The organism is Enterobacter cloacae complex sp. HYC042_NIDB (assembly GCF_056673315.1).
Genome location: NZ_CP109650.1, coordinates 1,645,470 through 1,670,796, shown reverse-complemented (window position 1 = coordinate 1,670,796; position 25,327 = coordinate 1,645,470). Strand labels below are relative to the sequence as shown.

Sequence of the window (25,327 nt, the reverse complement as noted above, 5' to 3'; positions counted from 1 at the left end):
CCTTTCTGTTAGTTTTCTATCCCGCTGTTTTTCAAGGCCACTCGCTCGGCAATTTTGAGGAAAGGCAGGTAGAAGAATACACCAAATACGATGATTGCCAACTGGACCACCACGGCGCGCCAGTCCCCCGCCGTCGCCAGCCAGGCGCTGAGGATCGGCGGCGTGGTCCACGGGATCATCACCACGCAGCGGGACATTAACCCCAGCGTGGTGCAGAGCCAGGCGAAGTAAATGCCGATGGCGGGCAGCAGCACAAACGGGATCATCAGCGGCAGGTTAAAGACGATCGGCAGGCCGAAAATCACCGGCTCGTTGATGTTGAACAGGCCCGGCGCCAGCGACAGACGCGCCACCTGCTTCGCCGATTGTTGCCGCGAGAAGATAAAGATGGCGATCAGCAGCGAGATCGTGCTGCCCGTACCGCCCACCATGCCAAACGTCGGCACGAAAATGTTGTTGATGATGTGCGGGATCGGCTGACCGTTGGCGAAGGCCAGCATGTTCTCGTTGGTGTTGATCAGCAGAAACGGCTCCAGCACCACGCTGTTGACCACCGACTGATGAATACCGAGCGTGAACAGGAAGTTGCCGAAGCTGTAGATGAAAATCGTCCCCGGCAGGCTGGTGTTGATCAGCCGCAGCGGCTGCTGGATAAAGGTCGTAATGAGATGGATCAGATCCGTATGCAGCACGTTCGCCAGCAGCGCCGTCAGCACGGCGAACACCGACAAGGTAAGAATGGTTGGGATCAGCGCGGTAAAGGATTTGCTCACCGCCGGGGGCACGTTTTCCCCCAGCGAAATGTGCAGCGCCTTCAGCCGCGAAATGGCGATGAACAGCTCGGTTGAGAGCAGCCCAATCAGCACCCCGGCAAAAATCCCGGTGGAGCCGATATTGGCGAACGTCAGCACCTGCGTCACGCTGACCGCAGCGTCGCTGCCAACGGGCGTAACCTGTAAGCGCATCGGCATCATGATGATAAAGCTGCTGACGGCGATAACCACTGCCGAGACCGGATTGTCGAAATCTTTGTTGCGCGCCAGCGACCAGGCAATCATCGGCGCCAGCAGCAGCGCGGCGATGTTCAGCGTGCCGTTAATAATCGCCTCGCCCCACACCTTAAACTGTGTGAGCGTGTCGCCCTCAAAAATCCACGGGAACACCACGTTGTTCACCAGCACCGCCAGACCGGCGAGGATGAAAATCGGCATCACCGTGGCAAAGGCGTCGCGCAGGGATCGCAGGTGCACCTGGTTTGCCAGGCGCGCCGAGAACTCAACAAATTTGTCGACAAAAGACTGCATGTGCGGTGTTATTTTTGCTTCAGACATAGCGGAGTGTTCCCATCAATCAGTCACAAAAACGGCCCGGCAGCGTACGGCTTACATCTCGCGTCCGTTGGTATGGATAACCTGTTTTAACCACGCGTAGCTCTTCTTCGGCACGCGCTTAAGGTCTTTCAGGTCGTGATTCTCGCGGTTGACATAGACCACACCGTAGCGCTTACGCATGTCCCCCTGCGAGCTGAGAATGTCAATTAACCCCCAGCCGAGATAGCCAATGACCTCTGCGCCATCCTCGAACATGGCTTCCTTCATGGCCTCGATATGCGCCCGGTGGTAGTCGATGCGGTAGGTGTCCTCAATCGGGTTAACCCCGTCCCAGGACTCAATCACCCCAATACCGTTTTCAATCGGGAAGACCGGCATGCGCCAGTCGTTGGCATAACGCGTGATGATGGTGCGAAAACCGAGCGGGTCGATCTGCCAGTTCCACTCGGTGGCTTTCAGGTAGGGGTTATTTTTCTCACCGTGCAGCAGGTAATAGTTGACCGGCGTGCCTTCCGGGATCGCATCGCTGTCCAGCGTTTTGCTGGCGTAGTAGCTGAAGGCCATAAAGTCATTTTTCGTGCGGGCAAACAGAGCGAGATCGTCGGCGCGATAGATATCACCAAAGCCCTCCTGCTCCACCACCGCCATCACCGCCGGGCTGTAGCCCTGACCGGCAAAGACGCGCAGCAGGTTCTGGTTGAGGAATTCGTCATACTGCTGGGCGCAGAAGATATCGCGCGGCTTGCAGGTGGCCGGGTAGATCAGCTGGTGCGCCAGCATGCCGCCCATTAGCTGGCCTGGCTTAGTCTGGTGCAGGTATTCGGTCAGCGACATGTGCGCCACCATCGCATGATGCTGAAGCTCATACAGCTCTCGCAGGGTTTTCTCGCCTTTCATATAGCCGGAAATGCGGAACGCTTCCGGCATATGGAAGATGTTCTGCTCGTTAAAGGTCAGCCAGTACTTTACCCGGTCGCCGAAGCAGTCGATCATCTTTTTGCCATAGCGGATAAAAGCCTCCACCACGCGGCGATCGTTGAAGCCGTTGTACTCCTGCGCCAGCGCCAGCGGCATGTCGAAGTGGTAGAGGCAGACCATCGGCTCGATGCCGCGGGCGATGAGATCGTCAATAAAGCGGTCGTAAAAGGCGATGCCCTCGTCGTTGAACGCGCCGTCGCCCTGCGGGCAGACGCGGCTCCAGGAGATCTGGAAGCGGTAGCAGTTCATGCCCAGATCCTGCATCAGGTCGAAATCTTCCCGGTAGCGGTGGTAGGAGTCGGTCGCCACCTTCCAGTCGGAGACGTTTTCCCCGGCCTCACGAATGTCGTACACCGACATCCCCTTCCCACCCTCGTTCCAGGCCCCTTCCGTCTGCATGCTGGACACCGAGTTGCCCCATAAAAAGTTGGCCGGCAGTGAATTGTTCATGCTCTCTCCCTATATGACTAGTCATTTAAAATCTCATGACTAGTCATATAGGCGAAGATGAAATTTCGATCAAAGGGGAGGATCGTTTTTTGTGAGGAATGTCGGAAAGAAGCGCTGAGCAGGAAAAATGGATAACGAAATCCTGTTATTTAGGCCTGAGCATTAGCCTATGCAGAATCACATTTCCTGCTCGTGCCACTGGCTGGCCTCATAAAATCATTATTAACTTAATGCGCACCAACCACGGCTCCGGCCGGAACATAAAAATCTCAACCCTATCAAATGGAAAATGACGCTCATGAAGATATCTACTCGCCGTATCGCATTCGCTCTTAGCTTAGCGTTGCCCGGCTCAATGACTCACGCGGCAACGGTGTATACGGGTGATAAAGTGCAGGGAGTGCCGGTTATCTCTACGCTGGATGTATCAGACCTGCCAGCCGGACAACATCGCTTCATGTTCGAGGGGGTTGAGACAGGAACGGGACAGCGCTGGTATGTACCCATAATGGTGGCAAAAGGGAAAACGGACGGGAAGAAAGTCCTTTTGCAGGCGGGCGTCCACGGGGATGAGCTAAACGGTGTGCGCATCGTACAAAAAGTGATGGAACAACTGGACCCCGAAAAAATGAACGGCAGCGTTATTGGCATCATTGGCCCAAACCGTTCTGGCCTTGAGAGAGTCTCCCGGACATGGTCTGTTTCAACCGATGGGGGTGAAACGATCGACTACAACCGCGTCCATCCAGGAAAAGAAACGGGTAACCCTGCTGAGCGTCAAGCATGGATGATGTGGAACAAGGTTTACAAGGGGAATGTCGACCTGGCGATTGACTATCACACCCAGTCTACCGGAACGGCTTATCCGCTGTTCATTTATGCCGACTACCGCAATGCGGACGCCCGGACAATTGCGGAACTTTTTCCGGCAGATCAAATTAAGAAAGACCCCGGCGAAGCCGGCTCAATGGAAACCACCTTTATTCAAAATGGTATCCCGGCGATAACGGCCGAGACGGGAGAGCCAAGGATTTACCAGCAGGATATGATTGCCCGGGGTGTAGAGGGTGCCCTCAATGTACTGATCCATTACAAGGTGATTGAAGGCAAAATCGGCGCAACCGCCAGCAGCAATAAAACGTATATTGGTAATGCTATCAGTTCCATACGAGCAACTACGGGTGGGTTTGCGGAAGTTTTCGTTAAACCCGGCGACACGGTAAAAGCAGGACAAGAGGTCGCCCTGCAGCGAAATGCTTTCGGTGATGTTGTCGCGAAGTATTCAGCGGAAAGGGACGGCAAAGTACTGGCAATTGGAACAGATGTGGTCAGAGAGCCCCGAGCCCTGCTGGTAAGAGTCCTTGAGCAAAACCCAGCCGCAACCTGCAAAGACGGCTGCTGATTACCGCCACAGCCCATCGTTGAATCGGCAAAAGCAGCTTATCGCCATTTCTTCGATATCATCCCCGGCAGGCGAAGCGCCGCCGGGGATGAGGAGCGTTATTGTTGCGCAAGCTGATTGCGACGATACTCCCCCTGACGCTCCAGCATCCAGCCCGGATATTCACGCGGCAGCGCGCTGACGGCATCCAGCTGTTTAAGCTCGTCTTCGCTTAAGCGGATCCCGGTGGCAGCAATGTTATCGTCAAGCTGATCGACGCGCTTCGCGCCAATGATGACGCTGGTCACCGCTTTCTGGTGCAGCAGCCACGCCAGCGCGATTTGCGCCACGGAGGCGCCCTTGCTTTCGGCAATCACGCGCATCACGTCCACGCAGTCAAAGGCGCGATCTTTGTCCACCGGCGGGAAGTCGAACGCCAGACGGCGGCTACCGGCTTCGCTCTGCCCGTCGCGACCATATTTTCCGCTCAGCAGGCCGCCCGCCAGCGGGCTCCAGACCATCAGCCCGACACCTTCGCTCTGCATCATCGGCACCAGCTCGCGCTCAAGATCGCGCCCGGCGATGGTGTAATACGCCTGGAGGGATGCGAAACGCGCCAGCCCGAGTCGCTCGGAAATACCCAGCGCTTTGGCTATCTGCCACGCCGCCCAGTTCGAGACGCCGATGTAGCGCACGTGGCCGTGCTGCACCAGGTTATCCAGCGCATACAGCGTCTCCTCAATCGGCGTGGCCGGATCGAAACCGTGAAGCTGATAGAGATCGATATGATCGAGCTGCAGGCGGCGCAGGCTCTCCTTCACGCTGCTGATGATGTGATAGCGCGAGCTGCCGCGCGAGTTCACCCCCGCAGTGCCCGTTTCGCCGAACACCTTGGTGGCAACCACCACATTCTCGCGCGGGACGTTGAGATTTTTCAGCGCCTGCCCGAGGATCACCTCCGAGCGCCCTTCCGAGTAAACGTCCGCGGTATCGATAAAGTTGATCCCGGCATCCAGCGCACGGCCCACCAGCTGTTCTGCTTCGCTCTGCTGGAGCTGACCAATCTTGCCCCACATGCCGCCTTCTCCGCCGAAGGTCATGGTGCCGAGGCACAGTTCAGAAACGAACAGACCGGTGTTGCCCAGTTTTTGATAACGCATAAGATAATCCTCGCATGTCGATTGGGTACCCGATAGTTATACCCGCCCCTCAGCCATCGCGAATGTGGCGTTCCTGTCCGTTTCTTGCCCAATCCTCTGAATATTTATCCGCGCGGGGCGTCGCCAAAGACGCTGTAGTCCGGGAGCTGCACCTGCTGATACGGCTCCCAGCCGCCGCCGAGCGCCTTGTAGAGCGCCACCAGATCGAGAGCGCTTTGTACCTGCGCCTGCGCGCGCTGCTGCTCGGCCTGCGCCAGCTGCCGCTGGGCATCCAGCACGTCGATAAAGCTGGCGATCCCCTGGCGGTAGCTGTCGCTGGCAAGATCAAAGGCGTTTTGCAGTGCGTCGATGGTTTTCGCGAGGCCCGCCTCACGCTGCTGGTCGGTGCGATAGCTCACCAGGGCATTTTCGACATCGCCAAGCGCGGTGAGCACCGTTTGACGATAGTCCAGTACCGCAGCGCCCTGCTGCGCGCGCGCCACCTTGACGCTGGAGACCAGCCGACCGCCCTGGAAAATCGGAATGGAAACCTGCGGGCCGAAGCTGTAGAAGTGGCTGCTCCAGTCGGTCAGCCAGCCGGATTCGCTGTTGCGCAGGCCAAACTGTCCGGAGAGGGTGAAGCTCGGGAACAGTTCAGCCACCGAGACGCCAATCTGCGCCGTGGCGGCGTGGAGGTTGGCCTCCGCTTCGCGCACGTCCGGACGGCGGCGGGCCAGCGTGGACGGTATACCAGTCTGCACGATATCCGGCAGCGCGGGCATTGGCTGCGCGGATTGCAGCTCGCTATCCAGCGCCCCCGGCGGCTTGCCGAGCAGAATAGCCAGCCCGTTCATCGCCTGGCGTTCCTGGGCCTGATACTGCGGCAGCTGCGCTTCAAGATTGCCCAGCTGCGCCCGGGCGTTTTCCACGTCCATCTGCGGTGACAGCCCGCCGCGCTGGCGGCTTTCGGTCAGGTCCAGCGTCTGCTGCGCGCTTTTAATCTGTGTGTTCAGGGTAGCGATAATGCTCTGCGCCCCGCGCAGCTGGAGCCACGCGCGCGCCACTTCCGCTTCCAGCGACACCAGCGCATCGTTACGCTGTTCGATGGCGGCCTTCTGCTGCGCCTCGGCGGCTTCCACCTGACGGCGCACCTTGCCCCAGAGGTCGATTTCCCACTGGGCGTCGAAGCTGCCCTGATAAAGGTTAATCGGCTGCGTCAGCGGCCCCAGCGCGCCTCTGAGTTCAGGGTCGACATTATCCAGCTGGTCGTACACGCCGTGGGATTTTAGCTCCCCTTCCAGCCCGAGCTGCTGGCGCGTCGCCTGCAGATTGCCGTTCACCGACGGGAAAAATGCCCCGCCCGCCTGGTTAATCTGTTCACGCGCCCCGGCAATGCGTAGTACCGTTTGCTGCAGCGTCAGGTTTCCGGCGATGGCGCGTTCAATCAGACTGTCGAGCTGCGGCGAGCCGAAGGTTTTCCACCAGCGCGGATTGGTCGCGGCGGAGGTGGTTTGCGATTTTACCGCGCTGTCGCCCTTATCGTTCCAGTGCGTAACGGCGGGTGGCGCAGGCTGCTGGTAGTCCGGCCCGACGGCGCAGCCCACCAGCAGCATCATTATCATCAGGGGGTGTAAACGTCTGTGTATCATCAGTGTGCTCCTGCACTCCCCTCGCTCTTAACCGGCGAGAGCAACAAACAAAACGGAATCAATAGCAAGGCCACGGCGCTCAGAATGGTGAAGACGTCGATGTAGGCCAGGAAGCGGGACTGCTCGATCATCGTCTGGTACATCCGCCCGGTGGCAATCCCGGTCGGATCGCCCACCTGGGTGGTGAAGTTCTGGATCGCCTGGGCGCTTTCGCGAATCGCCAGCTGGAACTGCTCGTTAAACGGCGAGGCGTGGTAGGCAAGGTGTGCGCTGTGCGCCTGCGCGCGCTCGGTGATGGCCGCCGTCGAGAGAGAAATCCCGATGGATCCCGCCACGTTGCGGAACATGGTAAACAGCGCCGCCGCATCGGCGTTGAGCCGTCTCGGTATCGAGATGAAGGCGATGGTGGTGAGCGGCACAAACAGGAACCCCAGACCAATCGACTGGGCGCTGCGGAACAGCACCAGGGTTTCGAAGTCAATATCCGGCGTCAGCGTGCGCGACCAGAAGAACGACACCGCCAGGCAGGTAAAGCCAAAGGCGATGATCCAGCGCGTCTGCACCACCGGCATCAGCTTCAGCACCAGCGGGATGGTCAGCACGATCAGTACCGCGCCGGGCGAAAGCACCAGCCCGGACCAGGTGGCGGTATAGCCCAGATCCTGCTGCGCCAGCTGCGGGATCACCACCGAGCTGCCGTAGAGGATCATCGCCATCCCCGCCATCAGCAGGCTGGAGATCGCGAAGTTGCGGTCCTTCATGCAGTGCAGATCCACCACCGGCTTTTTGGCATACATCAGCCAGTAGATTGCGCCAATAATGCCAACCAGCGTCAGCACCGCGAAGGTGCGGATAAAGTTCGAGTAGAACCAGTCGTCATCCTCGCCCCGGTCGAGCATCACCTGCAAACAACCCAGACCGAGGGCGATCAGGCCGATCCCCGTCCAGTCGATGGTCAGCTTCTCTTTTGATTTGCTCTCCCACGGCGGATCTTCCAGCAGCTGGTAGATCGCCAGCACCGTCACAATCCCCACCGGGATGTTGATAAAGAACACCCAGCGCCAGGAGTAGTTGTCGGTGATCCAGCCCCCCAGCGTCGGGCCGAGCACCGGCGCGACGATAATCGCAATGGAGGAAAGCCCAAACGCTTTGCCCCTGTCCTCCGGCTTGAAGTAGTCGAGCAGCACCGACTGCTGGGTGGGCTGCAACCCGCCGCCAAAGAAGCCCTGCATCACGCGGAACAGGATGATTTGCCACAGCTCGGTGGCGATGCCGCACAGAAACGAGCAGATGGTGAACATCACGATGCAAATGAGGAAGAACTGCTTGCGGCCAAACAGCCGGCTCAGGAACGCCGAGATGGGCAGCACGATGCCGTTCGCCACCAGGTAGCTTGTCAGTACCCAGGTGGATTCGTCGTAGCTGGCCGAGAGCGACCCCGCCACGTGCGGCAGCGCGACGTTGACGATGGTGGTGTCCAGAATTTCCATGAACACCGCCAGGGTGACGACAATCGCCACCGCCCACGGGTTACTGGCGGGCTTCCAGTTATCGTGGCTATGATCCGTCATTCCACGGTGACCTTCGGTTCAACCGACAGCCCCAGCGGCAGCGGCTTGTTCGGATCCAGACCTTTATCAATGACGATTTTTACCGGCACGCGCTGAACAATCTTCACGAAGTTACCGGTGGCGTTTTCCGACGGGAAGGCGGAGAAGCGCGAGCCGCTGCCCTGCTGGATGCTGTCGATATGGCCTTCAAGCTCCATATCCGGCCAGGCATCCACGGAGACGCTAACCTTATCGCCGGGCTTCATGCGCTCAAGCTGGGACTCTTTAAAGTTCGCCACCACCCATACGTTCGGGGAGACCAGCGAGAACAGCGCGGTGCCCGCCTGAACCAGCGTGCCGGGCTGCACGTTGCGTTTGGTGACAAAGCCGTCGAACGGGGCGCGGACTTCGGTGTAAGAGAGGTTCAGGTTCGCGGTTTCCAGCTGCGCTTTGGCCTGTTCGACCTGACGCTCGCGGGCTTCGACGTTGGTCTCCTGCTGGCGGATTTGCAGCTGTACCTGCTCCGCCACTTCCAGCTGCGCCTGTGCGCTGGCAAGGCCAGCCTGAGCGCTGCGCAGCTGAGCGTTCGCAGAATCAATACTTTGCTGGGTGGTCGCGCGCGGGTCAACGCCGCGCTGGCGCCGGTACTCCGCCTGCGCGTTCGCCAGATCGGCCTGCGCTTTCAGCACCTGCGCTTTGGCTTCGTCACGCTGGGCGGGATACTGCACTTTTGAGAGCGCCAGCTGCGCCTGAGCCTGATGCAGCTGCGCGATAGCCAGCCCAAGCTGAGCCTGAGCCTGATCGCGCTGGGCGGTGGTATCGCGAGGATCGATCACCACCAGCACGTCCCCTTTCTTCACGCGCTGGTTATCCCGCACGCGAAGCTCGGTAACGTAGCCCGCCGTTTTGGGGGCAATGGTCACCACGTCGCCGTCGGTAAAGGCGTCGTCGGTGGTCTCTTCGTTGCGGGTTAAAAACCACCAGACCAGCGCCACGATCACCATCACGATGACCACGATGCCAAGGATAATTAACGGTTTTTTGCCCGGGCGTTTACGCTCGTTATTGTTTTTATCCTGCTCGTCAGCAGGTGGATTTTGTTCTTCTGCCATAATTCAGCAACGGTCCTGTCAGTGAGCGGCATCACACTATGCCGTTCACTAAAGCTAGGACGTTGCTATACATTTGCCAGGAAAAACTGACAAATTGCGCACTATATGAGAAGGAATAGTCCGAAACCGATCGCCGCAGCCCAGAGCAGCATCGGGATCGACCAGAGGTGGAAGCGCCACCAGATGCGACGGTCGTTGGCCATGCGCAGGGCGATCAGGTTTGCCAGGGAGCCGGGCAGCAGCCCAAACCCACCGATGTTCACCGCCCAGGCCAGCAGCGTGTCCGGCGGAACGTAGTTGAGCAGCAGAATGGTGGCAGGCACGTTGCTGATAAACTGCGACAGGCCAATCGCCGTCAGCCACAGCCCCGGCTGCGACAGCGTGCTGACGCTGTGCAGAACGTTTTGCAGCACCGGAAGCTGAATAAGCAGATGCACGTCGATGAACATCGCCATAAAGACCAGCAGCAGCGTCCAGTCCACGCTCACCAGCACGCGCCGCGCCAGCACGACAAAGCCCGCGGCGACGAGCAGGACGCCCGCCAGCTCATACCTCAGCTCCAGGGCGAACAGGAAGACGATATACAGCCCGAGGCAGCTCCAGACCAGCCGCGGCTGCCACTGCGGGCCCGTGGTCCCGCTATGGTATTGCAGCTTTTTATCCGGAAACGCGAACCAGCAGACCGCCAGCAGCGACAGCATCATCACCAGCGCCAGAGGCGCCATCTGCCAGGTAAAGGCGGCGAATGACAGACCGGAACGTCCCCAGAGAAGAATATTTTGCGGGTTGCCGATGGGCGTCAACAGAGAACCGGCGTTAACGGCGAGCGCTTCAAAGATGATCAGTCTGCTGACCGGGATCTCGCAAAGCTTACGCAGGGTGAGCGTGAGGGGCACGATGATAAACAGCGCCACATCGTTGGTCAGAAACGTCGACAGCACCGCGGCGGAGAACACCATAAACAGGGCCAGCCTGCGCTCGGTGGCAAAACGGCGCACCATTTTACGCCCCAGGACGTCAAAATAGCCGCTCAGCTCGACCCCTTTGGTCAGCATCATTAACCCGCTCAGGGTGATGATGGTGCGCCAGTCAATCGCCGCAGACCAGGCCTGTGGCGCAAACGGCACAAACAGGCTTAACCCGGCGCCAATGATTAATAAGAGATGGAAGAAACGATCGCGTGACAGGGCCTGCAGTCCAGGGATTTTCATTCAGCGGAGGGACCATATTTAAGGGTAAATTCGCGAAACTTCACCAGCGTCTCTTCGCTAACGTGGTGCTCCATTCCTTCCGCATCCCGACGGGCAATTTCCGGGCTGACGCCCAGCACCAGCAAAAAGTTCTCAACAAGCTGATGGCGCTCGCGGCTCTCCTGCGCAAGCTTCTCCCCTTCCGGCGTCAGAAACACGCCGCGCCAGGGGATCATTTCGATCAGGCCTACCGAGGCCAGACGTTTTAACATTTTAGCGACCGTCGGCTGCGAAACCCCGAGCCTGGCGGCCATATCGACCTGACGCGCTTCCCCAACCTCGCGGATCAGATCGGAAATCAGTTCAACATAATCATCAATCAGTTCACGCCGGTGCGCTTCACGGACCTGGCGAAAACCTTCGACATGTTCTTCAACATTCACCAGTTGCGTCGTTTTTTTAATGGTTGGCTTACCTGCGCGACGGTTCATTGTACTTCCTCATTGGGGTGACGCTTCCAGCGCCCGGTATCGAGAGCGCACATTGTAAACCATCCCTCCACAAGCACAAAAAATTAACGAAATAGCCATAGCTATACAATATAGCCTGTGCTATATCTGTATGTAATGCAGTCACCCTTCACGGATCGAAGGGATCAAACATCAGGAGGTCTCATGAACGAATTCAAGAGGTGCATGACCGTGTTTACCCACTCTCCTTTTAAAGTGCGCTTAATGCTGTTGAACATGCTGTGCGATATGTTTAACAACAAACCGCATCAGGACGACAAACCTTCCCACTAAGCGGCGTTGCGGTACGCCGCTTCATTTTTCTGTCACACTTCCGCTGTAAACTGACCAATTCCCGATAATTTTTGCGGATTTGTAGCCCCCTTCGCAAAACATCTGTTTAGCAACTGTTGACCTTAATTCACGCTCGCACTATCTTCTTGCAGCCCTGCACAATTTGCGGCTCGCTGAAGCGGACCTCTCATTCCCTTTCCACGCACTGTCCGGCAGGCTTTGACCCTTGGCGCCAGGGTGAGCACATGGCGTTTTTGTGATAGTGACCTATGAATGTAACCCTGATAGATACCATCGTTACCCGCAGCCGGGCCTTAAGCCCGTGGACGGGATTTTACTTTTTGCAGTCGCTGCTGATTAACTTTGCGCTCGGCTATCCCTTCAGCCTGCTTTATGCAGTGGCTTTCACCTGCATCCTGCATGTGCTGTGGCGAGCAGCCCCGCGCGTGCAGAAAGCGTTGGTAGGGGTCTGTTCGCTGATTGCTGCGATGTATTTCCCGTTTGGCCAGGCCTACGGCGCGCCAAACTTCAACACCCTGCTGGCGCTGCACTCCACCAATATGGAAGAGTCGACGGAGATCCTGACGATCTTCCCCTGGTACAGCTACGTCGTCGGCCTCTTTATCTTTGCGCTTGGCGTTATCGCGGTTCGTCGCAAAGCAGACGCGAAGAGATCATGGGGAAAAATGGAGTCTCTGTGCCTGGCGTTTAGCGTGGGGACGTTTTTCGTTGCGCCGGTGCAAAACCTGGCCTGGGGCGGCGTGTTCAAGCTGAAAGATACGGGCTATCCGGTGTTCCGTTTCGTTAAAGACGTCGTCGTGAACAATAAAGAGGTTCTCGACGAGCAGGCGCGCATGGCTGAACTTTCCAATATGAAAGACACCTGGAACGTGCTGGCGGTTAAGCCGAAATACCATACCTATGTGGTGGTGATTGGCGAGAGCGCACGTCGCGACGCGCTGGGCGCATTCGGCGGGCACTGGAATAACACACCGTTTGCCAGCTCTGTCAACGGCACCCTGTTTACCGATTATGTGGCGGCCAGCGGCTCGACGCAGAAATCGCTCGGCCTGACGCTGAACCGCGTGGTGGATGGCAAACCTCAGTTTCAGGATAATTTCGTCACGCTGGCCAACCGCGCCGGTTTTCAGACCTGGTGGTTCTCCAATCAGGGGCAAATTGGCGAATACGACACCGCCATCGCCAGTATTGCTAAGCGTGCTGACGAAGTGCAGTTCCTGAAGAGCGGCGATTTTGAAGCCGATAAAAACACCAAAGACGAGGCGCTGCTGAAGATGACGGCGCAGGTCTTTGCTACCCCGCGCACCCAGCCGCAGCTGATTGTTCTGCATCTGATGGGATCGCACCCGCAGGCCTGCGATCGCACTGGCGGTAAATACGCGGAGTTTGTGCAGTCGAAAGAGACCTCTTGCTATCTCTATACCATGACGCAAACCGACGAGCTGCTCAGCAAGCTTTACGATCAGCTGCGCAATACGGGCGAAAGCTTCTCTGTGGTCTATTTCTCTGATCACGGGCTGGCGTTTAAAGAGCGTGGCAAAGAAGTGCAGTATCTGGCGCACGACGACCAGTTCCAGCAAAATTTCCAGGTGCCGTTTATGGTGCTGTCGAGCGATGATAAAACGCATCGCATTATCAAAGCGCGGCGCTCAGCGAATGATTTCCTGCAGTTCTTCTCGCAGTGGACGGGGATTAAGGCCAAAGAGATAAAAAATGATTACCCGTTTATCTCCAACAAGAAAGCGCCCCCAGTGTTCGTTACCAACTTCAAGTTACAGAAAGTTGACTATAACCATCTGGGTACCGATATTTTTGATATTAAGAGTAAGTAAGCTGTGCGATCTCGTGCGGTCTGATGCCCTCACCCTGACCCTCTCCTTGTGGGAGAGGGAAAAAGCTAAAAAAAATCCGCCACATTGGGCGGATTTTTTATTAGCTCACCGAAGTGATTAGAAGCGGTAACCTACGCCCGCGATCCAGGTGCCAACGTCAACGTTGCGGATACGGCTCTGCTCATAGGAGAAGTCCAGAGCCACGTCCTGGATTGGGTTGAACTGCAGGCCTGCGCCATAGGAGAAGCCGTAGTCGCTGTTGCTTGCAGTGCGGTTCAGACCCTGGTTTTCGGTCTGCTGGAATTTACCGTAGCCAACACCTACAACACCGTAGATGCTCGCCCAGTCGTTCAGACGGTAAGCTGGACCAGCAGTGATACCGTAGTACTGGCCTTTGTTGTATGCGCCGTTTTCAGTACGATCTTTCTCGGTGTAGGTGAAAGAACCGATCACGCCCAGCGGGTTGTTATCCTGCTCGTAACGATACTTCAGGTTGAAACCGTTGGTTTTGTTCATCACGCCCTGCATATCGCTCTGAGCGTAACCACCAGTTACAGTAGAAGTAGCAGCTACAGCGGTACCTGCGGAAACAGCCAGTACAGCGGCCAGTGCTGAAAGACATGCAATTTTTTTCATAACCACCTCAAATGTGCTTCAAGTAAGTCCGTAAGTTTTAAATATATCAAAAAATTTTGCGAAACTCTTTGTGATTCGTGATGTCTAATGAGGCCTTTCCTGTAACAGAACGTTTCCAACCTCAGCTAACTCTTTCAAATCACATGCGATTTTTCCTACTAAACGCCCATATTGCGCGTCTGCGCCGTTACATTCATCCAGATTATTCCTAATCTTTCAGGTGATAAATCCACCAGCGCTTAACCATTTTACGGATTTCATGGGTCTTTTTTTTCAACGTAGTCTCAACCGTAGCTGTATATTTCCTTTACACTGCAACCTTTACTCCACTTGACATTAGCTGACAGGAGAAAGGATGCCTGGGTTATCCCGCACGTCGTCGGTCTGGTTGCCGGTAGCCGTCATACTTATTGCCATGTTGTCCATCCAAAGCGGTGCTTCGCTGGCAAAATCGCTTTTTCCACTGGTGGGTGCGCCCGGGGTAACAGCCCTGCGTATCGTGCTGGGAACGGCGATACTGGTCGTCATCTTCAAACCCTGGCGTCTGCGCTTCAAAAAAGAGCAACGTCTTCCCCTGCTTTTTTATGGTCTGTCCCTCGGGGCAATGAACTATATGTTCTACCTCTCCATCCAGACCATCCCGCTGGGGATTGCCGTCGCGCTGGAGTTTACCGGCCCGCTGGCGGTCGCGCTTTTCTCGTCACGTCGTCCGGTGGATTTTATCTGGGTCGTGCTGGCCGTTCTGGGCTTATGGTTCCTGCTGCCGCTCGGCCAGAATGTCTCTGAGATTGATCTCACGGGCGCAGCGCTGGCGCTGGGAGCAGGAGCCTGCTGGGCTGTCTATATACTCACCGGGCAGCGAGCGGGTGAAGAGCATGGCCCGGCAACGGTCGCCCTGGGTTCCGTGATTGCGGCTATCGTTTTTGTGCCGATCGGTATGGCGCAGGCCACGGAGTCTATCTGGCAATGGTCAGTCATGCCCATCGGGCTGGCGGTCGCTATTCTTTCAACGGCCCTCCCCTATTCTCTGGAGATGATTGCCCTGACGCGTCTGCCGACGCGCATATTTGGCACCCTGATGAGCATGGAGCCCGCCCTTGCGGCGATCTCCGGGATGGTGTTCCTGGGCGAAACGCTGACGTTTACCCAGACGCTGGCGCTCTGCTCAATTATCGCGGCGTCAATGGGGTCAACGCTCACCATGCGCCCTGAACCTAAAGTTGAGAAAATCGACATCGGCTAATGCCATATATTCTGCATGGCTTCACGGCCATGCAGAATAAAGGCCAGAACGCCATCCGTTATAATTTCTTACATAGTTTGTCATATTACCGAAATATCCTCCCCCACCCATTCTCCTCTATGCGAATTAAGATTGATCTGTATCAATTTTAAAATTATCTTTTAATTTCAATAAATTAAATTATCAATCTCCTTCTTGCTATTAAACCGATAGGCACAGCCAGACCGCAGAGAAAAAATCCGGTGCTATACTTAGTTCCGTAATTACCTGGGACATAAACATCAAGAGGATATGAGATTATGAGTACCGCTAAACTGGTGAAAACGAAAGCGTCTAATCTGCTTTATACCCGTAACGATGTATCGGATAGCGACAAAAAAGCGACCATTGAGTTGCTGAATCGCCAGGTGATCCAGTTCATCGATCTTTCGCTGATCACCAAACAGGCCCACTGGAATATGCGCGGTGCAAACTTCATTGCCGTCCATGAAATGCTGGATGGCTTCCGCACAGCACTGGTGACACACCTCGATACGATGGCTGAACGTGCCGTTCAGCTGGGTGGTGTTGCGCTTGGGACCACGCAGGTGATCAACAGCAAAACGCCGCTGAAAAGCTACCCGCTGGATATCCACACCGTTCAGGATCACCTGAAAGAGCTGGCGGACCGCTACGCGATTGTGGCCAATGACGTGCGCAAAGCGATTAGCGAAGCCAAGGATGAAGATACCGCAGACATCTTCACCGCCGCGTCCCGCGACCTGGATCAGTTCCTGTGGTTTATCGAATCTAACATCGAGTAATCCATAAGACTTTCCTGTCAAACCCTCGCCTCTGGTGAGGGTTTTGCACATTTATGGTGCACAGTTTTTGCCTGAGACGGTGCAAAAGTGAATAAATTGTAATAATCACCTCACACAACCGTTAATGGAAGATTGTTTTTTCGTCAGAATTTACGCTTAATATCTCCCCGTCAGTTGACCCAAACGAAGCGCACCAAAATGGTGCTCCATGCTGGTGCAACACGACATCATTGCCACGCTTTTTGTGCAATGGATGATTTCATCCCCTTTGTAAAACAACAGCTTGTAAAGTTGGCACGATTTTTTCATTGTGCCAGTCGTTCTCGCAGGGGATCGCCCCGTGGATATAAAAGGAAATGCTATGAAGTCTGTATTAAAAGTTTCACTGGCTGCACTTACCCTGGCTTTTGCGGTGTCCTCTCAGGCTGCCGACAAACTGGTTGTGGCGACCGACACGGCGTTCGTTCCGTTTGAATTCAAACAGGGTGACAAATACGTTGGTTTTGATGTTGATCTGTGGGCCGCTATCGCCAAAGAACTCAAACTGGACTACACCCTGAAGCCGATGGACTTCAGCGGCATCATCCCGGCGCTGCAAACCAAAAACGTCGATCTGGCGCTGGCGGGCATCACCATTACCGAAGAACGTAAAAAAGCGATCGACTTCTCTGACGGCTACTACAAAAGCGGCCTGCTGGTGATGGTCAAAGCGGATAATAACGACGTAAAAAGCGTGAAAGACCTCGACGGTAAAGTGGTGGCAGTGAAGAGCGGCACCGGTTCCGTGGATTACGCGAAAGCGAACATCAAAACCAAAGACCTGCGCCAGTTCCCGAACATTGACAACGCGTATATGGAACTCGGCACCAACCGTGCTGACGCTGTTCTGCACGACACGCCGAACATCCTGTACTTCATTAAAACGGCTGGTAACGGCAAGTTCAAAGCCGTGGGCGACTCTCTGGAAGCTCAGCAGTACGGTATCGCGTTCCCGAAAGGCAGCGACGATCTGCGCACGAAAGTTAACGGCGCACTGAAAACGCTGAAAGAGAACGGCACCTACAACGAAATCTATAAAAAATGGTTCGGTACTGAGCCTAAATAATTTTACCTGAATTCAGGTTTATAGCGCCCGGCGGCGCTCACGCTAGCCGGGCCTACATTTTTCGTTTTTCACCACGGTATACAGGAATACATCATGCAGTTTGACTGGAGCGCCATCTGGCCTGCCATTCCACTCTTGCTTGAAGGCGCTAAAATGACCCTGTGGATTTCGGTCCTGGGTCTGGTAGGTGGGTTGATTATCGGTCTTGTCGCCGGTTTCGCCCGCACCTACGGTGGCTGGATTGCAAACCACATCGCACTGGTTTTCATCGAAGTGATCCGCGGCACGCCGATTGTCGTGCAGGTCATGTTTATCTACTTCGCCCTGCCAATGGCATTTACCGACCTGCGCATCGATCCGTTCAGCGCGGCCGTCGTGACCATTATGATCAACTCGGGCGCCTACATCGCGGAAATCACCCGCGGGGCGGTGCTGTCGATTCATAAAGGTTTCAGCGAAGCCGGTCTGGCATTAGGTCTTTCTCGTCGCGAAACGATCCGCCACGTTATTCTCCCGCTGGCGCTGCGCCGCATGCTGCCGCCGCTGGGTAACCAGTGGATCATCAGCATTAAAGATACATCGCTGTTCATCGTTATCGGCGTGGCCGAACTGACCCGTCAGGGCCAGGAAATCATTGCGGGCAACTTCCGCGCGCTGGAAATCTGGAGTGCGGTCGCCGTTGTTTATCTGATCATTACGCTGGTACTGAGCTTCGTTCTGCGCCGTCTTGAAAGAAGGATGAAAATCCTGTGATTGAATTTAAAAACGTCTCCAAGCACTTTGGCCCAACCCAGGTGCTGCACAATATTGATCTGAATATCAAGCAGGGTGAAGTGGTGGTGATTATCGGGCCTTCCGGTTCCGGTAAATCGACCCTGCTGCGCTGCATCAACAAGCTGGAAGAAATCACCAGCGGCGATCTGATCGTTGACGGTCTGAAGGTAAACGACCCGAAAGTGGACGAGCGTCTGATTCGTCAGGAAGCGGGCATGGTGTTCCAGCAGTTCTACCTGTTCCCGCACCTGACGGCGCTGGAAAACGTGATGTTTGGCCCACTGCGCGTGCGCGGTGCCAACAAAGCGGCGGCGGAAGCGCTGGCAAAAGATCTGCTGGCGAAGGTTGGCCTGGCGGAGCGTGCGCACCACTACCCTTCCGAGCTCTCCGGTGGCCAGCAGCAGCGCGTGGCGATTGCGCGCGCGCTGGCGGTGAAACCGAAGATGATGCTGTTTGATGAGCCGACGTCTGCACTCGACCCGGAACTGCGCCACGAGGTGCTGAAAGTCATGCAGGATCTGGCGGAAGAAGGGATGACGATGGTGATCGTGACCCACGAAATCGGCTTTGCTGAGAAAGTGGCTTCCCGCCTGATCTTTATTGATAAAGGCCGCATCGCCGAAGACGGTAACCCGCAGGAATTGATCGCGAATCCGCCTAGCCAGCGTCTGCAGGAGTTCCTGCAGCACGTCTCCTGATCCCTCGCTACATACCGAGCCGGGCTTGCCCGGCTTTTTTACGCCAGATTGTTCCCAAAAACTCCCCTCCGCCTCTCGCCCTCTATACTTATCATTTTGCACGATATTTTTGTCGGAGGACGCCGTGCCGTGGATCTTGCTGCTGTTGATAAGCCTGTTTAGTGCGCCATCGCTCGCCGTGGCAATCCCCGGCGTCACCACCGGAGCAACTGCTACTCAGCAAAATACGCCGCCTCCGGAGCCGGATGCAGAACAAAAAAAAGCGGCCTATAGCGCACTTGCCGACGTCCTTGAGAATGACACCTCCCGGCAGGAGCTGATCGATCAGTTGAGGAAGGTGGCCGCCACGCCGCCTCAGGATCCGGTTCCGACCATTACGCCACCGCAGATCGAAGAGGAAAAGACGGTACTGGAAAACGTCACCGACATCAGCCGCCGCTACGGGGAAGCCCTGTCGTCGCGTTTTGCCCAGCTCTATCGAAATCTTGTTGGCACCTCGCATAAACCTTTTAATCCCCACACCTTCACCGCAGCCGCCACGCAGTTTGCAATTCTGGCGGGTGCCGTATTCATTTTTTACTGGCTGCTGCGCCTGTGCGCCTGGCCGCTCTACCGGAAGATGGGCCACTGGGGACGGAAAAAAAATCAGCATAAAAGCAGCTGGCTGCACCTCCCGGCCATGATTACCGGGGCGTTTATCATCGATTTACTGCTGCTGGCCCTGACGCTGTTTGTCGGTCAGGTGCTGGCGGACCGCCTCAATACGGGCAACAAAACCATTGCCTTCCAGCAGGCGCTCTTCCTGAATGCGTTTGCCCTCATCGAATTTTTTAAAGCGGTGCTGCGCGTCATCTTTTGCCCGCGCGTGCCTGAACTTCGCCCTTTCAACATCAACGACGACAGCGCGAAATACTGGGCCGTGCGGCTAAGCGTGCTCAGCGGGCTGATAGGCTATGGCCTGCTGGTTGCCGTGCCGATTATCTCCAACCAGGTCAACGTGCAGTTTGGCGCGCTGGCGAACGTGCTGATTATGCTCTGTATAACCGTCTGGTCTCTGTACCTTATCTTTCACAATAAAAGGGCGATCACCGAGAGTCTGCTGCATCTGGCCGACCGTTCCCTCTCTTTCTTCAGTCTGTTTATCCGCGCCTTCGCGCTGGTGTGGCACTGGCTGGCAAGCGCGTATTTTATTGTGCTGTGCTTCTTCTCGCTGTTCGACCCGGGAAACAGCCTGAAATTTATGATGGGGGCGACGTTTAAAAGCCTGGCGATTATCGGCATCGCGGCGTTTGTGTCCGGGCTGCTGTCCCGCTGGATCTCGAAAACCATCACCCTGTCGCCGCAGGTGCAGCGTAATTACCCGGAACTGCAAAAACGGGTGAACGGCTGGATGTCGGTATCGCTTAAGGTGGCGCGCATTCTGACCGTCTGCGTGGCGATCATGCTGCTGCTGAATGCGTGGAGCCTGTTTGATTTCTGGAACTGGCTGCATAACGGCGCAGGCGAGAAGACCGTCGATATTTTAATTCGTATCGCGCTGATTCTGTTCTTCTCCGCCGTCGGCTGGACGCTGCTGGCGAGCCTTATCGAGAACCGTCTGGTATCGGATATTCACGGCAGGCCCCTGCCCAGCGCACGGGCCCGCACATTGCTGACGCTGTTCCGCAACGCGCTGGCGGTGATCATCAGCACCATCACCATCATGATTGTGCTATCGGAAATCGGCGTGAATATCGCCCCGCTGCTGGCAGGTGCAGGCGCGCTGGGGCTGGCGATCTCTTTCGGCTCGCAAACGCTGGTGAAGGATATTATTACCGGCATCTTTATCCAGTTTGAGAACGGGATGAACACAGGGGATCTGGTGACCATCGGGCCGCTGACCGGTACCGTGGAGCGGATGTCGATTCGTTCGGTAGGCGTGCGTCAGGATACCGGGGCATATCACATCATTCCCTGGTCATCGATCACTACCTTCGCCAACTTTGTGCGCGGCATTGGCTCCGTTGTGGCCAACTACGATGTAGATCGTCATGAAGATGCCGACAAAGCGAAGCAGGCGCTGCGGGATGCGGTCAGTGAACTGATGGAAATGGAGGATATTCGCGGGCTAGTAATTGGCGAGCCATCGTTTGCCGGCATCGTTGGGCTGACCAACACGGCGTTCACCCTGCGCGTGTCGTTCACCACCCAGCCGCTGAAGCAGTGGACGGTGCGCTTTGCCCTCGACAGCATGGTGAAAAAGCACTTCGATCTGGCGAACGTGCGAACGCCGGTGCAGACGTATCAGGTATTGTCGCCGCCCGCCTCGCCGCTCCCTCCGCAGGAGCCGACGCTGTAACCGAGCCGGGTGGCGGCTTTGCCCTACCCGGCCTGGGGCGGGATACTATTTGCGACGTTTGTTATCGTCCATAAACGACCAGGCGATAAAGCGGCTCTGCTTCTGGCCCTGCGCCATTTCTTTTTTCACTACTTTTACGGCACCCGCTTCGCTCAGCGCGCGGTAGAGCGGCGGCAGGTTATCCCCGCGGGAAACCAGCGTCGTGAACCACTTCACCTGACGGCCAAACTGTTGGCTTTCCGCAATCATGCGCAGGATGAAGGCAACTTCACCGCCCTCGCACCACAGCTCCTGCTGCTGCCCGCCGAAGTTCAGCGCGGCGTCTTCCGCCTGACCGAGGTTGCGGCGTTTACGCTCGCTGCCCGCGCGAGCCGCTGCCGCCGAATCATGAAACGGCGGGTTGCACATCGTAGCGTCATAGCTTTCGTTTTTATGAATAATGCCGTTGAAGATGGAAGCCGCCTCTTTCTGACGACGCAGACGAATGGAACGGCTCAGGCCAGGGTTCGCGCTGATAATCGCCTGCGCGCTGGCAAAGGCCTCGGCGCCAATTTCGCTCCCGGTAAAGCGCCAGTGATATTCATGTACGCCAATCAGCGGGTAAATCAGGTTTGCCCCGGTGCCTATATCCAGGATGGAAGCCTGCTGCGGTACAGCGCCGTCACGATCTTCGGCAAGCAGATCGGCAAGGTGATGAACGTAATCAGCACGGCCCGGCACAGGGGGGCAGAGAAAGCCTTCCGGAATATCCCAGTGAGCCACACCGTAAAAATGCGCCAGCAGGGCTTTGTTCAGCGTTTTCACCGCCTGCGGATCGGCAAAGTTGACGGTCGGCTCACCCGCTGGGGTCTGGACAATATAGTCCTGCAGCGCAGGGCAGCTCTGGCACAGGGCGTTCATGTCGTAGCGGCTGCGGTGGCGATTTCGTGGGTGCAATCCCGGCTTTTGGGAAGTCATGGCGTTCTCCTTTAAACAGCGGCGTAAGATACCCTGTGCTGGCCCAGCGGTAAATCTTTCTCTGCGGCGCTTAAAAAAACACCGTAAATCAAACACCTCTACGTCTATGATCTGTCAGCGAATTGTCAGTTTTTATCGTTCAAAAAATAAGCAGATCATCATCAAATATTTGCGCTAAGTCACACTCGTCAGGCTTCTAAACTTAAAGGGAATCACCTGTTGTTTCCTCATGAGGATGTGATTATGAAAAAGTACCTGACCCTTGCTGTTATCGCCGGCGCCCTGGCAACGGCTTCATTTTCTGCGATGGCTGTTCAGTCACTGAATGAAAGTACCGATACTAGCCAGCTGCGTCCGGCGGGCACCGTCTCGGTAAGTCGCGCAAGTAACCTGGACGATCTGCAGAATAAACTGGCCGAAAAAGCCCGCCAGGAAGGTGCGAAAGGCTTTGTCGTGAACTCCGCTGGCGGAGATAACCATATGTACGGCACAGCAACCATCTATAAATAATTTTTTTCCTCCACAACAAGACTGCATCTGCCTGCCGGATGCAGTTCATTTCCGCTTTATCTTGATTGTTCATTTTTTAACCCCATATTAAAAGCAGGGTATAAACCGATTTCAGGAGGATGCCATGGCTTCCGGTTGGGCGAATGACGACGCCGTTAACGAACAGATCAACAGTACCATTGAAGATGCGGTTGCGCGCGCTCGCGGTGAGATTCCGCGCGGCGAAAGTTTGAAGGAGTGCGAAGAATGCGGAGAGCCGATCCCGGAGGCGCGGCGTAAAGCCATTCCAGGCGTAAGGTTATGTATTACCTGCCAGCAGGATAAAGATTCAAAAAATGCGTCACATTCAGGTTATAATCGCAGAGGATCGAAAGATAGCCAGTTACGCTGACTCTCCTTTACCTAAGTTAATCCTGCCTGCACTTACCTTTACGCTCACGGTTTTTAGCGAACCGCGTAGCAAAATGTGCCCTTCATCTTTCTTCTGTAAAGCGCATCCACAAGAAGTGTAAAGCGCTGGTTTGAATTTATTAATATTCAATAAGTTATTTGTCATTCAATTTTTTTGACTGATCACGTCAATTCTCTTCGATTTTATCCCTCAGGAAAAAACGTGATACTTATCACATCGACGGAACATCGTCCCCTTAACAGAAAACACCTGCGAGAGATTAATTATGAAAACCATCAAATATGCTGTAGCTGCTGTTGCCCTGTCCGCTCTGTCTTTCGGCGCATTCGCCGTAGAGCCTGTTTCATCCACTCAGGCCCAGAGCATGAATAAAATCGGTGTGGTAAGTGCAGAAGGCGCGACCACGCTGGACGGCCTGGAAGCCAAGCTGGCTGAGAAAGCCGCTGCTGCCGGTGCAAGCGGATACACCATCACCTCCGCTAACACCAATAACAAGCTGAGCGGTACTGCGGTTATCTACAAATAATCGCCTGAAATGAATGCTGTACCCTCGCCAAACCCTCTGGTGAGCTGCTCCAACCCTCATTGACCCTGTTGTTTGTTACCCTTGCTTGCCCGTCCGCCACTGGACGGGCTTTTTTTTTGCCTAAAACGACTGTGCCACCCGCTGTAACCCCGCTTCCACCGTCTCTACCTCCCCTGTCGCCAGCAAGCAGCAGGCCATTTGCAGCTTGATCGACTGTGGGACCGGCACATTTCCGGCCAGGCACTGCGTAATCCAGTGCGCGGTAACCTGCGGATCTTTTGACTCCGGCAGAATCACATCGCTGTTTTCTTCCCCGCGTTCAAGCACAACGCGCGTACCGACAGAATCGATCAGCATCAGCTGTGGGCAACGCTGCGGGTTGGCGTACACCTCCCCTTCTGTTCCGTGCATCAGCAGTGCGCGTCCACCGATTTCGGCAAAGAACTGACCGACGCGCGTCACGTACTCCGGATGAGAAACACTGGAAAGGCGCAGTGCGGCATCCTCAGCAAACGGCGTTGCCAGCTTCGCCAGGGTGTGCGCACTGTTACGCACGCCCATGCGCCAGCGCATGTCCAGCTGCTTTTCCAAAGGCGGGCAGAGCGCACGAACGGGAATATAGACCGGCTGGTTCCCCTCCAGCTTTGCCTGCGCCTGGCCAGCATGGAGAGTTGGTTCTATGCCCAGCAGTTCAAAGATGGTTTCTGTCAGCACGCGCGTGGGATCTTCGCTGACCCCATGTACCACCACCGGGAACCCCAGCTTATGTAACAATATCGCCAGCAGCGGCGTCAGGTTTGCCTGCTTGCGCGCCCCGTTATAGCTCGGGATCACAATCGGCATCGGTTTTGCCACTGGCGGCGTTAAGCGCAGCGTTTGCGCCTGCATCGCCTCGTAGAAACCACGCATCTCCGCTTCGCCTTCGCCTTTGATACGCAGCGCAATCAGGATGCCGCCCATTTCCAGGTCCGGTACCTCGCCGTTGAGCATACGGGTGTAAAGCGCGCGAGCGGTTTCATGGTCCAGGTCGCGGGCGTGGTTTTTCCCACGACCTACCTCTTTGATAATTTTGCGATAATCCACGACATTCCTCCTGACAGCCTATCTTGTTAACACTATAGCCCTGATGAATGGCTATCCGTTAGTTTTTTATCCCTTAAGACAACCTTCTGTTTTAATAGTAAAAAATAAACACAAGCTTTTTTTCAATTATTTGTGATTTCTATAGCAGATTCGTATTCATACATTTTTTGATTAAATAACAAGCGGAAAGTCATTAAGGGTCAACGGTGAAAACGTCCAGGCAACGCTCTCACCCGAAACATATCAGGATTTGCTATGAACAAGGTTGCTTTAGGTTTAATCATCGCCGCAGCGGTGGGATGTTCTGCATCCACGTTTGCGGCAACGAACGGTGAAGGGCAAATAAACTTCACCGGCGAAATTATCGATTCTGCTTGTCAGGTCGTAAATGGATTAAGTAATCCATTAAATGTACAGCTGGGGAAAGTGTCTAAAACGGTATTTACCGGTGCAGGCTCTACCAGCACCTTAACGAAGTTTGATATTCAGTTAACGAATTGTCCTGACACGGTCACCTCCGCCGCCATTAACTTCGGCGGAACACCGGATGCGAATAACAATTCAACGCTTGCCTTAACGCCAGATACCGATGCGGCGACAGGGGTGGCGATTCAGCTGGTGGATGCCTCGCAGCAGCCTGTCAGCCTGTATACGCCGTCTCAGCAGTATCAGTTAACCTCCGGCACGGCGGTTAACGATCTGGAGTTCGGCGCACGCTATATCCAAACCGGCCCGGCAATTACCGCAGGCCCTGCTAACTCCGTTTCAACCTTCACCGTTATTTATAACTGATCTTATCAATCCGG

Annotated in this window: 24 protein-coding genes; 13 read left to right on the top strand and 11 right to left on the bottom strand. The window is 55.7% G+C overall.

What is annotated here, in order from left to right; all coding sequences use genetic code 11:
• Positions 1-8: 8 nt before the first annotated feature.
• Positions 9-1,331: a PTS sugar transporter subunit IIC gene (locus tag OKF39_RS07935; RefSeq protein ID WP_479983651.1), complete on the bottom strand. Its 1,323-nt coding sequence runs from the start codon at positions 1,329-1,331 to the stop codon at positions 9-11.
• A 51-nt stretch (positions 1,332-1,382) separates the two neighbouring features.
• Positions 1,383-2,759, bottom strand: coding sequence for a glycoside hydrolase family 1 protein (locus OKF39_RS07930; RefSeq protein ID WP_049136955.1), 1,377 nt, complete (start codon positions 2,757-2,759; stop codon positions 1,383-1,385).
• A gap of 298 nt (positions 2,760-3,057) precedes the next feature.
• Here OKF39_RS07930 and OKF39_RS07925 point away from each other — a divergent pair, with 298 nt between their 5' ends.
• A complete protein-coding gene (locus OKF39_RS07925) occupies positions 3,058-4,161 on the top strand; it encodes a succinylglutamate desuccinylase/aspartoacylase family protein (protein ID WP_080472188.1) in 1,104 nt (367 codons plus the stop codon).
• 98 nt (positions 4,162-4,259) lie between these two features.
• Here the strand turns inward: OKF39_RS07925 and OKF39_RS07920 are convergent, their stop codons facing one another.
• The 6 genes from OKF39_RS07920 to mntR all read right to left on the bottom strand — a co-directional run bounded on the left by OKF39_RS07920 (position 4,260) and on the right by mntR (position 11,271).
• Complete coding sequence (locus OKF39_RS07920; RefSeq protein ID WP_479983650.1) at positions 4,260-5,300, bottom strand: aldo/keto reductase; 1,041 nt, start codon at positions 5,298-5,300, stop codon at positions 4,260-4,262.
• Between the two features lie 104 nt (positions 5,301-5,404).
• Positions 5,405-6,928, bottom strand: coding sequence for an efflux transporter outer membrane subunit (locus OKF39_RS07915; protein ID WP_049136959.1), 1,524 nt, complete (start codon positions 6,926-6,928; stop codon positions 5,405-5,407).
• A complete protein-coding gene (locus OKF39_RS07910) occupies positions 6,928-8,499 on the bottom strand; it encodes a DHA2 family efflux MFS transporter permease subunit (protein WP_028012453.1) in 1,572 nt (523 codons plus the stop codon). Before OKF39_RS07910 ends, OKF39_RS07915 begins: the two co-directional genes overlap by 1 nt.
• A complete protein-coding gene (locus tag OKF39_RS07905; RefSeq protein ID WP_041910714.1) occupies positions 8,496-9,590 on the bottom strand; it encodes an HlyD family secretion protein in 1,095 nt (364 codons plus the stop codon). Before OKF39_RS07905 ends, OKF39_RS07910 begins: the two co-directional genes overlap by 4 nt.
• A gap of 101 nt (positions 9,591-9,691) precedes the next feature.
• On the bottom strand, positions 9,692-10,801 hold the full coding sequence (locus tag OKF39_RS07900; protein WP_028012451.1) for an anion transporter: 1,110 nt from the start codon (positions 10,799-10,801) through the stop codon (positions 9,692-9,694).
• Positions 10,798-11,271 (bottom strand): manganese-binding transcriptional regulator MntR, encoded by a 474-nt coding sequence (gene mntR / locus OKF39_RS07895; protein WP_008501176.1) that lies wholly within the window; start codon positions 11,269-11,271, stop codon positions 10,798-10,800. Before mntR ends, OKF39_RS07900 begins: the two co-directional genes overlap by 4 nt.
• A gap of 183 nt (positions 11,272-11,454) precedes the next feature.
• Between mntR and mntS the strand changes: the two genes are divergently transcribed.
• Together mntS and OKF39_RS07885 are read left to right on the top strand one after the other, a co-directional pair.
• Positions 11,455-11,583, top strand: coding sequence for a manganase accumulation protein MntS (gene mntS, locus OKF39_RS07890; protein WP_014831181.1), 129 nt, complete (start codon positions 11,455-11,457; stop codon positions 11,581-11,583).
• A 269-nt stretch (positions 11,584-11,852) separates the two neighbouring features.
• Positions 11,853-13,436 (top strand): phosphoethanolamine transferase, encoded by a 1,584-nt coding sequence (locus OKF39_RS07885; RefSeq protein ID WP_479983649.1) that lies wholly within the window; start codon positions 11,853-11,855, stop codon positions 13,434-13,436.
• A 117-nt stretch (positions 13,437-13,553) separates the two neighbouring features.
• On the opposite strand, the gene ompX is transcribed toward OKF39_RS07885, so the two are convergent.
• The gene (gene ompX, locus OKF39_RS07880) at positions 13,554-14,072 is read right to left on the bottom strand and encodes an outer membrane protein OmpX (protein WP_028012448.1); all 519 of its coding nucleotides are present in this window, start codon (positions 14,070-14,072) and stop codon (positions 13,554-13,556) included.
• 355 nt (positions 14,073-14,427) lie between these two features.
• On the opposite strand from ompX, the gene rhtA reads away from it, so the two are divergent.
• From rhtA to ybiO, 6 genes are all read left to right on the top strand, one after another.
• Positions 14,428-15,315 (top strand): threonine/homoserine exporter RhtA, encoded by an 888-nt coding sequence (gene rhtA, locus OKF39_RS07875; protein ID WP_041910716.1) that lies wholly within the window; start codon positions 14,428-14,430, stop codon positions 15,313-15,315.
• Between the two features lie 299 nt (positions 15,316-15,614).
• Positions 15,615-16,118: a DNA starvation/stationary phase protection protein Dps gene (gene dps / locus OKF39_RS07870; RefSeq protein WP_008501171.1), complete on the top strand. Its 504-nt coding sequence runs from the start codon at positions 15,615-15,617 to the stop codon at positions 16,116-16,118.
• 361 nt (positions 16,119-16,479) lie between these two features.
• Positions 16,480-17,223 (top strand): glutamine ABC transporter substrate-binding protein GlnH, encoded by a 744-nt coding sequence (glnH, locus tag OKF39_RS07865; protein ID WP_014831177.1) that lies wholly within the window; start codon positions 16,480-16,482, stop codon positions 17,221-17,223.
• 93 nt (positions 17,224-17,316) lie between these two features.
• The gene (glnP, locus tag OKF39_RS07860) at positions 17,317-17,976 is read left to right on the top strand and encodes a glutamine ABC transporter permease GlnP (protein ID WP_003858462.1); all 660 of its coding nucleotides are present in this window, start codon (positions 17,317-17,319) and stop codon (positions 17,974-17,976) included.
• Positions 17,973-18,695 (top strand): glutamine ABC transporter ATP-binding protein GlnQ, encoded by a 723-nt coding sequence (glnQ, locus tag OKF39_RS07855; RefSeq protein ID WP_028012446.1) that lies wholly within the window; start codon positions 17,973-17,975, stop codon positions 18,693-18,695. Before glnP ends, glnQ begins: the two co-directional genes overlap by 4 nt.
• Positions 18,696-18,819: 124 nt before the next feature.
• Positions 18,820-21,033 carry a mechanosensitive channel protein gene (gene ybiO / locus OKF39_RS07850; protein ID WP_048999190.1) on the top strand — a complete coding sequence of 738 codons (2,214 nt, stop codon included), beginning with the start codon at positions 18,820-18,822 and terminating at the stop codon, positions 21,031-21,033.
• Positions 21,034-21,078: 45 nt separating this feature from the next.
• Here ybiO and rlmF read toward each other — a convergent pair whose 3' ends face one another.
• Positions 21,079-21,990, bottom strand: a complete 912-nt coding sequence (rlmF, locus tag OKF39_RS07845; RefSeq protein ID WP_041910718.1) for a 23S rRNA (adenine(1618)-N(6))-methyltransferase RlmF — start codon at positions 21,988-21,990, stop codon at positions 21,079-21,081.
• A 243-nt stretch (positions 21,991-22,233) separates the two neighbouring features.
• Between rlmF and mcbA the strand changes: the two genes are divergently transcribed.
• The 3 genes from mcbA (at position 22,234) to ybiJ (ending at position 23,438) form a co-directional block, all read left to right on the top strand.
• A complete protein-coding gene (gene mcbA, locus OKF39_RS07840; protein WP_028012443.1) occupies positions 22,234-22,500 on the top strand; it encodes a DUF1471 family periplasmic protein McbA in 267 nt (88 codons plus the stop codon).
• 124 nt (positions 22,501-22,624) lie between these two features.
• Entirely contained in the window at positions 22,625-22,891 is a 267-nt protein-coding gene (locus OKF39_RS07835; protein ID WP_028012442.1) for a DksA/TraR family C4-type zinc finger protein, read from the top strand.
• A 286-nt stretch (positions 22,892-23,177) separates the two neighbouring features.
• Entirely contained in the window at positions 23,178-23,438 is a 261-nt protein-coding gene (gene ybiJ, locus OKF39_RS07830) for a DUF1471 family protein YbiJ (protein ID WP_014883102.1), read from the top strand.
• Between the two features lie 120 nt (positions 23,439-23,558).
• On the opposite strand, the gene ybiB is transcribed toward ybiJ, so the two are convergent.
• A complete protein-coding gene (gene ybiB, locus OKF39_RS07825) occupies positions 23,559-24,521 on the bottom strand; it encodes a DNA-binding protein YbiB (RefSeq protein ID WP_047368145.1) in 963 nt (320 codons plus the stop codon).
• 255 nt (positions 24,522-24,776) lie between these two features.
• Here ybiB and OKF39_RS07820 point away from each other — a divergent pair, with 255 nt between their 5' ends.
• Positions 24,777-25,313 (top strand): fimbrial protein, encoded by a 537-nt coding sequence (locus OKF39_RS07820; RefSeq protein ID WP_028012440.1) that lies wholly within the window; start codon positions 24,777-24,779, stop codon positions 25,311-25,313.
• The last annotated feature ends 14 nt before the right edge of the window (positions 25,314-25,327 follow it).